This window comes from Streptomyces sp. NPDC001135 (assembly GCF_053598395.1).
This window is the reverse complement of record NZ_JBSFKD010000053.1, coordinates 1-9,166: the sequence shown is the minus strand read 5'-3', so window position 1 is coordinate 9,166 and position 9,166 is coordinate 1. Positions and strand designations below refer to the sequence as shown.

Sequence of the window (9,166 nt, the reverse complement as noted above, 5' to 3'; positions counted from 1 at the left end):
GATCGACCGGTTCAGCGCGGTGGAGCCGCTGGAGGAACGCTTCGCCCGTGATCCGGACTTCGCCCGCCCGCCACCGCCACCCCGGTCCCGCCCACCGTCACCCCCACCCTCCACGCCGCCGCCCCCGCCGGCTCCCTCTGGTTCGACGGCGCCCCGCTCACCGTGCAGGGCGGCCGTTTCACCGACGGCCAGGGGCGCGAGATCGTCCTGCGTGGCTACAACGTCTCCGGCGAGACCAAGCTGGAGGAGAACGGCGGCCTGCCCTTCGCCTCGGTCGCCGACGCCAGGAAGTCCGCGACCGCGCTGCGCGCCCTCGGCGGCGCGAACACGGTCCGCTTCCTGCTCTCCTGGGCGCACGCCGAACCCGCGCGCGGCCAGGTGGACACCGGTTACCTGGCCGCCGTCACCGCGCAGATGCGCGCCTTCCTGGAAGCGGGCCTCCGCGTCTTCCCGGACTTCCACCAGGACCTGTACTCCCGCCACCTGTTCACCAGCGGCAGCTGGTACACCGGTGACGGCGCCCCCAAGTGGGCGGTGGACGCGGGGGGTTATCCCGCCGAGTCCTGCGGCATCTGTCTCTTCTGGGGCCAGAACATCACCCAGAACACGGCCGTGCGAAAGGCGCAGTACGACTTCTGGCACAACGCCCACGGCCTCCAGGACGCCTTCCTCGCCACCGCCCAGACGGTCATGACCTACCTCCAGCAGAACCTGACCAGCTCGGAGTTCGCGGACGTCGCCGGCTTCGACCCGTACAACGAGCCCTACGCGGGCTCCTACGACTCCGGGCAGACCTCCCGCACCTGGGAGAAGGACCTGCTGTGGCCGTTCTACGAGAAGTTCCGCGCCCGCATGGACGCCGCCGGCTGGCGGGAGAAGCCCGCCTTCGTGGAGCCCAACCTCTTCTGGAACGCCACCATCCCCACCCAGAAACAGGAAGGCGGCCTGCTGGACTCGGGCACGCTCGGTCCAGGCTATGTATTCAACACCCACTTCTACGACCAGAAGGCCATCTCCGGCATCCTGATGTGGGGCAAGGCAGGCGACGGCCAGTACGCCTCCGACTTCGCCGCCGTCCGCGACCGCGCCGCGTCCGCCGGTAGCGCGGCCGTGGTCAGCGAGTTCGGCCACCCGCTGTCCGGCACGGTCTCCGACAAGGCGCCGACCGTGCTGAAGGCCATGTACCAGGCCCTCGACTCCCGCCTGCCGGGCGCGAGTTGGTGGACCAACCCGGCGGCCTCCGGCCCGGTGCTCTCCGGTACCCAGTGGCAGTGGGACCTCTACAACGGCCGGCACCACGAGCTGATGAACGGCAACCCCGGCAAGGTGCTCACCTCCGGCGACGCCTGGAACGACGAGGACCTGTCCGCCGTACGGCTGGACGACTCGGGGAACGTCACCCCGCGCCAGGACACCCGGCTGCTGGACCGCCTCTACCCGACCGCCACGGCCGGTACGACCCTCGCCTTCACCTACGAGGACCGCTCCCGCGACGGCTCGACGACCCTCACCTGGAACCCGGTGCCGAGTTCCCTGCCGAACGTTTCCCGATTGGTGGGCTCCGGCCAGTACGGACTGCTGGTCTGGCGCTCCGGCGACGGCACCGCGCCCACCGAACTGCACCTGCCGGCGTCCTTCCCCACCGCGTCGGCCACCGTCGTCTCCGACCTGGGCACCGTCTACGCCCCGCCCGACCACAGCGCCTCCACCCCGGTCGCCGTCGCCCCCGAACCGGGCGGCACGGGCAGCCGCCGCCTGCTGCTCACCGACCACGACTCCGGTGTCCGGCACTTCGCGCTGGTGACCAACGGGGCCACGGCACCTTCGCCGGACCTGCTGGCCGCGGCCCGGTCCGAGCTGGGCGCATGGGCGGCGGCGCACTTGTGAGGCCGGGTGAGCACAAGCCGTACGGCCCCCGGGAGGAGTGGGGTCACCCCGGAGGCCGTACGGCGCTCAACTCCCGGCCGGGCCCGTCCAGTCGGCCTGGACGTGTCCCAGCCGGACGCGCTGCGGATGGTCGCCGACCGGTACGGACAGCACCTTCTGCCCGGTGGCGAAGTCGATGGCCGTGACCCGGTCGGCGCCGGCCTCGGAGATGACGCAGTCCCTGCCGTCGCCGCTCACGGTCGCCCAGTACGGCGTCGAGGCGGAGACGAGCGGGCCGACGTCGAAGGAGGCCCGGTCGACCACGGTCGCGTAGTTGTCCATCGTGCCGGCGACACACAGCTTGGTGCCCTCGGGGTTCATCGAGATGCCGTGGTGGCGCGAGTCCAGCAGCCAGGTGGTGCGGTCCGGGTTCGTCGCCGGGTTCTGCGGCAGTGTCTTCACCCGGGTGATCCGGTCCGCGGCGACGTCGTACTCCAGGAAGCCGTTGAAGAACGACACCTGGAAGTACAGCTTGGACCAGTCGGGCGTGAAGGCGGCGGGCCGGACGGCGTCGGAGAAGTCCTTCAGCCCGGCCGCGTCCAGCCGCTGCCGCATGTCGATGGTCCTGACCTGCTTGAACGTGGTCGCGTCGACGACGGTGATGTGGCGGTCGCCCTTGGTCCAGTCCCACCCCGGGGCGTCGAGGGAGGTGGTCACCTCGCCGATGGACATGTTCCAGATGTACTTCCCGCCGTTCGTGAAGACGTTCTCGTGCGGCTTGTCACCGGTGTCGAACTCGCCCAGTTCCCTCCCGGTGCCGATGTCCAGCACCTGCACCTTGTTCGCGGTCGAGGCCGAGACCGCGATCCGGGTGCCGTCGGGTGAGACCGCCATGTGGTCGGCGCGGTAACCGGCGACCGGGAAGCGCCAGTTGACCTTGCCGGTCGCCAGGTCGATGGAGACGACGTCGGCGAAGCTGGGCCGGGCGACGACCACGGACCTGCCGTCGGGCGTGGAGTACATGTCGTCCGCGTACTGATCGTGCCCCTCGCCGACCTCGTTGCGGATGGACGTGTAGTAGATCCACTTGATCGGGTCGGCGTTGATCTCCGCGAGCCGCTCGGCCTTGTCCGGGACGACGTTGATCCGGCCGATCTTCGCGAAGTCGCCGGAGGAGTGGATGACGTCGGCGGTGCCGTCCCAGTTGTTGCCGACGAACAGCACCTCGCGCAGGCCGTCGGCGCCGCCGCCCGTGGCGGTGGCGGCGGTCGCCGGGCCGGCGACGGTCAGGGCGAGGGCGGCGGCCACGGAGCACAGGTGCCTGGTTCTGGAGGCAGGCATGACTGCTCTCTTTCCTCGGGGGAGTGTCGGAGGGCCTCGGGCAAGTGCCGGGGAATCTGAACACGGGCGCGTTCACAGTGAACTTACTGAAAAGTAAGGACGGGGCGGCCTACTCGACAAGATGTGTGCACGACAAGATTGGGTCACCGGCGGGTGACATGGGGGAAGCGTGACGGGCAGACTCAGGGCGCCGACGGGACGCTACGGCGGCCGGACCGCCGAGGAACGACAGGCCGAGCGGCGCCGCCGTTTCCTGGACGCGGCCCTGGAACTGTTCGGCGGCGACCCGGGCTACCGGGGGACGACGATCGCCGCGCTGTGCCAGGCCGCCGGCCTGTCCACCCGCCAGTTCTACGAGGAGTTCCGCGCCCTGGAGGACGTCCTCGCCGCGCTGCACCTGGAGGTCAACGGCTGGGCGGAACAGGCGGTGCTGGACGCCCTCGCCACGGCGGACGGGCTGCCGCTGGCCGAGCGGGCCGCCGCGCTCTTCCACGCCTACGCCCACGACGTCACCTCCGACCCGCGCCGCGTCCGCATCGCCTTCATGGAGATCGTCGGTGTCAGTCCGCGTCTGGAGGAGCAGCGCCTGGCCCGCCGGGCCCGCTGGATCGACCTGATCCGCGCCGAGGCGGACGCGGCCGTGGTGCGCGGGGAGGCGGCGCCCCGTGACTACCGGCTCGCGGCGGCGGCGTTCATCGGCAGTGTCAACGGCCTGCTGCACGACTGGAGTGCGGGCTGGGTGGACGCCACGCTGGACGAGGTGGTGGACGAACTCGTGCGGCTGCTGCTCGGCATGCTCCGGCCGGCGGGCTGGCGTCCCGCGACCGGCTGACAGGGCGGCTTACCGAGTCCGCCGGTGCAGGTCAGGGCTGTTCCGGAGGGCTCGGCGCGCGCGATGGGCCGGGAGCTGGTCTGCTGGTGCGGGGGGCGTCGTACCCGTGTTCCGGAATCCGGTCGACAGCTACGGGAGAGCCAGATGAGTACCTATCGAGTCGCGCAGGTCACGGCCGCGGGCGGCCCGTTCGAGCTGGTCGAGCGGGAGGTGCCCGAGCCGGGTCCCGGTCAGGTGCGGATCGCCGTGGAGGCCTGCGGCATCTGCCACAGTGACGCGCTCTTCGTGAACGGCGGACTGCCCGGCGTGACCTTCCCGGAGGTCCCCGGGCACGAGATCGCCGGACGCGTGGAGGCACTCGGCGAGGGCACGCAGGAATGGGGCCGGCGGATCGGCGACCGGGTGGCAGTCGGCTGGTTCGGCGGCAGCTGCGGACACTGCACGTCCTGCCGCAGGGGCGACTTCATCGTGTGCCCCGAACTGAAGGTCCCCGGCTGGGCCTACGACGGCGGCTTCGGCGCGAAGGTGATCGCGCCGGTCGACGCCCTGGCCGGGATCCCCGACGCGCTGGCGGCGAGCGACGCCGGACCCATGGCCTGTGCGGGCGTGACCGTCTTCAACGGGCTGCGGCGCAGCTCCGCCCGGTCCGGCGACCGGGTCGCGGTGCTCGGCCTCGGCGGCCTGGGGCACCTCGGGGTGCAGTACGCGGTGGCGCTGGGCTTCGAGACCGTGGGGATCGCCCGGGGCCCGGAGAAGGCCGACTTCGCCAAGCGGCTGGGCGCCCACCACTACGTCGACAGCACCTCCGGCACCCCGGTCGCCGAGGCCCTGCAGTCCCTCGGCGGTGCGCATGTCGTGCTGGCCACCGCCGGCAACTCCGAGGCCATCACCGCCACCGTGGACGGCCTGGCGCCGCGTGGCGAGCTCGTGGTCATCGGAGCGGACACCGAGCCGATGGGCATCAACCCGGCCCAGCTGCTCATGGCCGCCCGGGTCGTACGCGGCCACCCGTCCGGCACCTCGCAGGACGTGGAGGACACCATGGCCTTCAGCGCCCTGCACGGCATCCGCCCGATGACCGAGACCGTCCCGCTGGACGACGCGAACGAGGCCTATCAGAAGATGCTCGCCGGCAGGGCCCGCTTCCGCATGGTGCTGACCCACGGCTGAGTCCGCACACACCGAAACCCCGTCCGCGACGCGCGGACGGGGGGTTGCTCACGTGCCGCCTACACCGATGCCCCGTGGGGGCGCTGCGGGGGGAGGGGCGGCTTCGCCGCCACCTCGTGGCACTTGCAGCCGCACTTCTCGGTGTTGTTGGAGTGGGCCCCGAGCCGTGCCTTCTTCTCCGGGTCCTCGAAGCTGTCCGCGAGGGAGGCCAGGAGGTGGCGGAAGGTCTCGAGGTAGGCGCCGTCGAACACCGTGTCCTCCCGGTTCGACTCGGTCAGTTTGTCCCTGATGACGGGGAAGGTGCACACGTACTCGGCTACGTGCGTGTACACCTGTTCGTCCAGCATCCTCAGTGCCACGTCCCGCCGGCCGTTGCCTTCCTTGAGGAGGACCTTCCGGCCGGCGTGGAGCTGTTCGAAACGCCACAGCATCGCGAAGTACGCACGCATGACCTCGCCGCGCTCCGTCCCGTCAGGGTTGATCTCGCGGTTCTGCCAGTGCAGCGACCCCAGGACGTGCCTGTCTCGGGACGCCGATGCGCTGATGAGTTCCGCATGAAGGCCGCGCACGACCTCGAGCCGGGCGTTCAGACGTGATCTGCGCCAGACGAGCACCGTGACCACCACAGCCGCACAAGCGGCTACGCAGGACCCGACCGGGGCCGCGACCCGCAGCAGCTCACCCATTCCGTTCTTCCCTTCTCTCCGGTGCGGCTGGTCAGGGCTGGTAGTGGATCCGTTCCCAGCGGGCGTTGCTCAGGGTGTGGGAGAAGTAGTCGTTGGGCCGGCCGGTGGTTCCCGCTCCCGCCGTTGCCGAGGGCAGACGCCGGTCCCGTCGCAGGACGCTGCTGTATCCCTTGAAGACCGCCATCGACATGTGCAGGCAGTTGTTGGTGACGAAGTCGTAGCCCTTGCCGCGTACGGCCCTGTAGGCAGCCTGAGCGTTGCGGGAGTTGCCGTCCCGGGTGTAGGTGCAGCGGTAGCGGGCGTAGCCCGCGCCCGGGCTGAACGACGCCCGCACGTCCTTCCAGGCACCGCCGTGGATCCATGCCTCGTGCCGGTTGAACGAGCCCCAGATCCAGTGGTCCTTCTCCCCGCGCACCTTGACGGCCCAGGCGACATGGCCCGCCTTGGGCACGATGGTCGGGGCGTTGAACATGCACACCCGGCCCCAGTCGGCCGGCCCCGCCTGTGCGGGAGCAGGAGTCGCCACGACGCCCCCTGCCAAGATCGCAACCGCTCCTGCCGTCGACACCGCCGCCTGCGCCAGGCGCCTGCGCATGCTGTTCATCGAACTTCCTTTCGCTCTGTCACCGATCTCCGGCGCCCGATTGGCTGCCGGACGGCTCGGTGCCCGAAGCTTGGCCCGGCGCTTGATGACCTGCACGCTTCGGCGGGCTGGTCATCAAACTGGTCATCAAGCTGGTGAGCGGAGGACGTGGATGGCGAGCGGACAGGGGCGCAAGGAGCGGCCGATCAACCCCGACGACGGGCCCGTGGAGTCCTTCGCCTCGCGGCTTCGGGAACTGCGTAAGGAGTGCGGGAACCCCACCTACAAGGAGATGCAGAGACACGCGCCGTACTCGTCCTCGGCTCTGTCCGGGGCGGCGAGCGGACAAACACCTCCCTCGTTGGCGGTCACGCTGGCGTACGTGCGCGCCTGCCTGAAGTACGCGAAAGCCGGCAGCGACCAGGTGGACGCCGCGATCGAGGAGTGGACCGTGCTTCGGCAGGAGCTCGAGGCCGCACTCAAGCCGCCCCCGGCGCCTGCTTTGGACAGCGGCACCCCCCGCGAGACCGACACCCCCTCGGACGAGGAGCCGGCGAGCGCCCCTCCGTCCCCGTCCTCCGTGCCCCGCCGCTTACCGGTGCCCGGACGGCGCGGCCGTCGAGGTCTCGCCGTGATCGGCCTGTTGATCCTGCTGGGCTTGGCCGTGTGGATCGGGAAGAACCTGGCTCGGCCGGGGTCGGCGGAGGCCGGTTCCGCCTTCCCGGAGCGGTCCCCCGGCGGCTCGTCCTCCGCCCGGGCGCAGGACGAGCAGGCCGACCAGGTCCAGGTGGACGCACTCGGACCGCAGAGCCGGTGCGGTCCTGCCCGTTACGGAGCGGCCGGCGTGTCGCTGCGGGCGTGTCTGAGGGTCGAAGACGACAGGGTGCTCTTCGCCCTCAAGATCACCAATCCCGGACCGAACGCCGTCGAGGTCACCGCGAAGCTGAGCTACGTCCGGGCAGGGCGGTACCACTCGTGTCAGAAGGCCGACGGTCTGTGGCACGGCACCGTCCCCGCCCATGACAGCCACGTGACCGAACCAGCGGATTGCGCGGTCAACCGCACGCAAGCCGCATATCAGGCCGACGGCCTCCTCGCGCCCGGTGACACGCAGAACTGGGTCGCACACCAGCTCTCGCCCAACGCACACGCGTACCCGCGTGATGTGCGGTGGCGCTGCAAGGGGGATGTCCCCTGCTGATCCCCGGATACGATGCTCCACTCCCCATGGCCGGCCGATCGGGTCCCTGACGCAGCCGATGACGCGTGCCGACGCCGGAAGGGCCGGCGGAAACCGGGCCCTGAGGCGGGTCGGTCCCCGTGGAGGGGCGGGACCGGACCCCGCCGGGAGGACCGGAGCCGGTGACGGTCGACCGGCGGCCGGCTCGTGCGGCCGCCCGGCGTCCACCGTCCCCTGCGGCTCCTTGAATTCTCGGGGACGGCGGTACGCGCCAGAGCGGTCCCGGTGATGCGCTGCACCGCGAGGCGCGGGCGTGCCTCTGGACGCGGCGATGGCTCACCAGATCCGTCACCAACCCGTACATCACCCCGGGACCCGGCCGTCAGCCTCGCGATGCACCGCACCGGACGCCGCGACCTGATCCGACCCGATCCGAAGGAAACCCCTAGGCGGCGGCGAGCACCAGCAGGCCCGCCGCCGCCAGCAGGGCGCAGCCCAGCACGCACCAGGCCACCAGCCGCTGACGCAGCGCCCGGTATCTCCGCTCGTACGTCCGCCGGAGTTCCGCGGCGCGTTCGGCGGTACGGCACCACGACGCACGGGTCAGCGCCAGGTACTCCGCCTCGAACCGCGCCTCCAGGTCCTCGCGTTGGGTGTCGGTGAGCCAGCCGAGCCGCGAGGCGACCCGGGCCGCCGCGGCACGGCCCTCCGCCCGCGCGGCGGCCAGCAGCAGATGCCCCTCGACCTCCCGGACCAGGGCCGACTCCTCCTTCGCGGTCATCGCGCGCTCACCTCCCTTGCGAGAGCCGGCACCTCGGGGTGGTGCAGGTCGAACGCCGGGGATTCGCTGCGGATCCGCGGCAGGGTGACGAAGTTGTGCCGCGGCGGCGGGCAGGACGTCGCCCACTCCAGGGAACGGCCGTAGCCCCACGGGTCGTCGCTCACAACCCGCTCGCCGTACTTGGCCGTCTTCCAGACGTTGTAGAAGAACGGGAGCATCGAGGAGCCGAGCAGGAACGAGAAGACCGTCGAGACCGTGTTGAGCGTGGTGAACCCCTCGGCCGCGAGATAGTCGGGAATCCGGCGCTGCATCCCGTTCGTGCCCAGCCAGTGCTGGACGAGGAAGGTGCCGTGGAAGCCGATGAACAGCGTCCAGAAGGTGATCTTGCCGAGGCGCTCGTCGAGCATCTTGCCGGTCATCTTCGGCCACCAGAAGTGGAACCCGGCGAACATCGCGAACACCACCGTGCCGAAGATGACGTAGTGGAAGTGAGCCACCACGAAGTACGAGTCGGAGGTGGCGAAGTCGATCGGGGGCGAGGCGAGCATGACCCCGGTCAGCCCGCCGAAGACGAACGTGACCAGGAAACCCATCACCCAGAGCATCGGTGTCTCGAAGGACAGGCTGCCGCGCCACATGGTGCCGATCCAGTTGAAGAACTTCACACCGGTCGGTACCGCGATCAGGAAGGTCATGAAGGAGAAGAACGGCAGCAGGACACCGCCGG

General features: G+C 70.6%; 9 protein-coding genes. 4 read left to right on the top strand and 5 right to left on the bottom strand.

Translation table 11 applies throughout. The features are described 5' to 3' along the window. Positions 1-162: 162 nt before the first annotated feature. The gene (locus ACWC94_RS39695; protein WP_450802309.1) at positions 163-1,887 is read left to right on the top strand and encodes a cellulase family glycosylhydrolase; all 1,725 of its coding nucleotides are present in this window, start codon (positions 163-165) and stop codon (positions 1,885-1,887) included. Between the two features lie 66 nt (positions 1,888-1,953). On the opposite strand, the gene ACWC94_RS39690 is transcribed toward ACWC94_RS39695, so the two are convergent. After that, positions 1,954-3,207 carry a YncE family protein gene (locus ACWC94_RS39690; RefSeq protein WP_450802307.1) on the bottom strand — a complete coding sequence of 418 codons (1,254 nt, stop codon included), beginning with the start codon at positions 3,205-3,207 and terminating at the stop codon, positions 1,954-1,956. 169 nt (positions 3,208-3,376) lie between these two features. Between ACWC94_RS39690 and ACWC94_RS39685 the strand changes: the two genes are divergently transcribed. Together ACWC94_RS39685 and ACWC94_RS39680 are read left to right on the top strand one after the other, a co-directional pair. After that, positions 3,377-4,039 (top strand): TetR/AcrR family transcriptional regulator, encoded by a 663-nt coding sequence (locus ACWC94_RS39685; protein WP_450802305.1) that lies wholly within the window; start codon positions 3,377-3,379, stop codon positions 4,037-4,039. Positions 4,040-4,183: 144 nt separating this feature from the next. Continuing rightward, positions 4,184-5,209: an alcohol dehydrogenase gene (locus tag ACWC94_RS39680; protein ID WP_450802303.1), complete on the top strand. Its 1,026-nt coding sequence runs from the start codon at positions 4,184-4,186 to the stop codon at positions 5,207-5,209. Between the two features lie 59 nt (positions 5,210-5,268). On the opposite strand, the gene ACWC94_RS39675 is transcribed toward ACWC94_RS39680, so the two are convergent. Together ACWC94_RS39675 and ACWC94_RS39670 are read right to left on the bottom strand one after the other, a co-directional pair. Further along, positions 5,269-5,895: a hypothetical protein gene (locus tag ACWC94_RS39675; RefSeq protein ID WP_450802301.1), complete on the bottom strand. Its 627-nt coding sequence runs from the start codon at positions 5,893-5,895 to the stop codon at positions 5,269-5,271. A gap of 31 nt (positions 5,896-5,926) precedes the next feature. Next, a complete protein-coding gene (locus ACWC94_RS39670) occupies positions 5,927-6,499 on the bottom strand; it encodes a hypothetical protein (RefSeq protein ID WP_450802300.1) in 573 nt (190 codons plus the stop codon). 151 nt (positions 6,500-6,650) lie between these two features. On the opposite strand from ACWC94_RS39670, the gene ACWC94_RS39665 reads away from it, so the two are divergent. Beyond that, positions 6,651-7,679: a hypothetical protein gene (locus ACWC94_RS39665; RefSeq protein WP_450802298.1), complete on the top strand. Its 1,029-nt coding sequence runs from the start codon at positions 6,651-6,653 to the stop codon at positions 7,677-7,679. A gap of 424 nt (positions 7,680-8,103) precedes the next feature. Here the strand turns inward: ACWC94_RS39665 and ACWC94_RS39660 are convergent, their stop codons facing one another. Beyond that, positions 8,104-8,439, bottom strand: a complete 336-nt coding sequence (locus tag ACWC94_RS39660) for a hypothetical protein (protein WP_450802296.1) — start codon at positions 8,437-8,439, stop codon at positions 8,104-8,106. Next, a partial coding sequence (locus tag ACWC94_RS39655; protein ID WP_450802294.1) for a cytochrome c oxidase subunit I occupies positions 8,436-9,166 on the bottom strand: 731 nt, incomplete at its 5' end. The genes ACWC94_RS39660 and ACWC94_RS39655, both read right to left, overlap by 4 nt.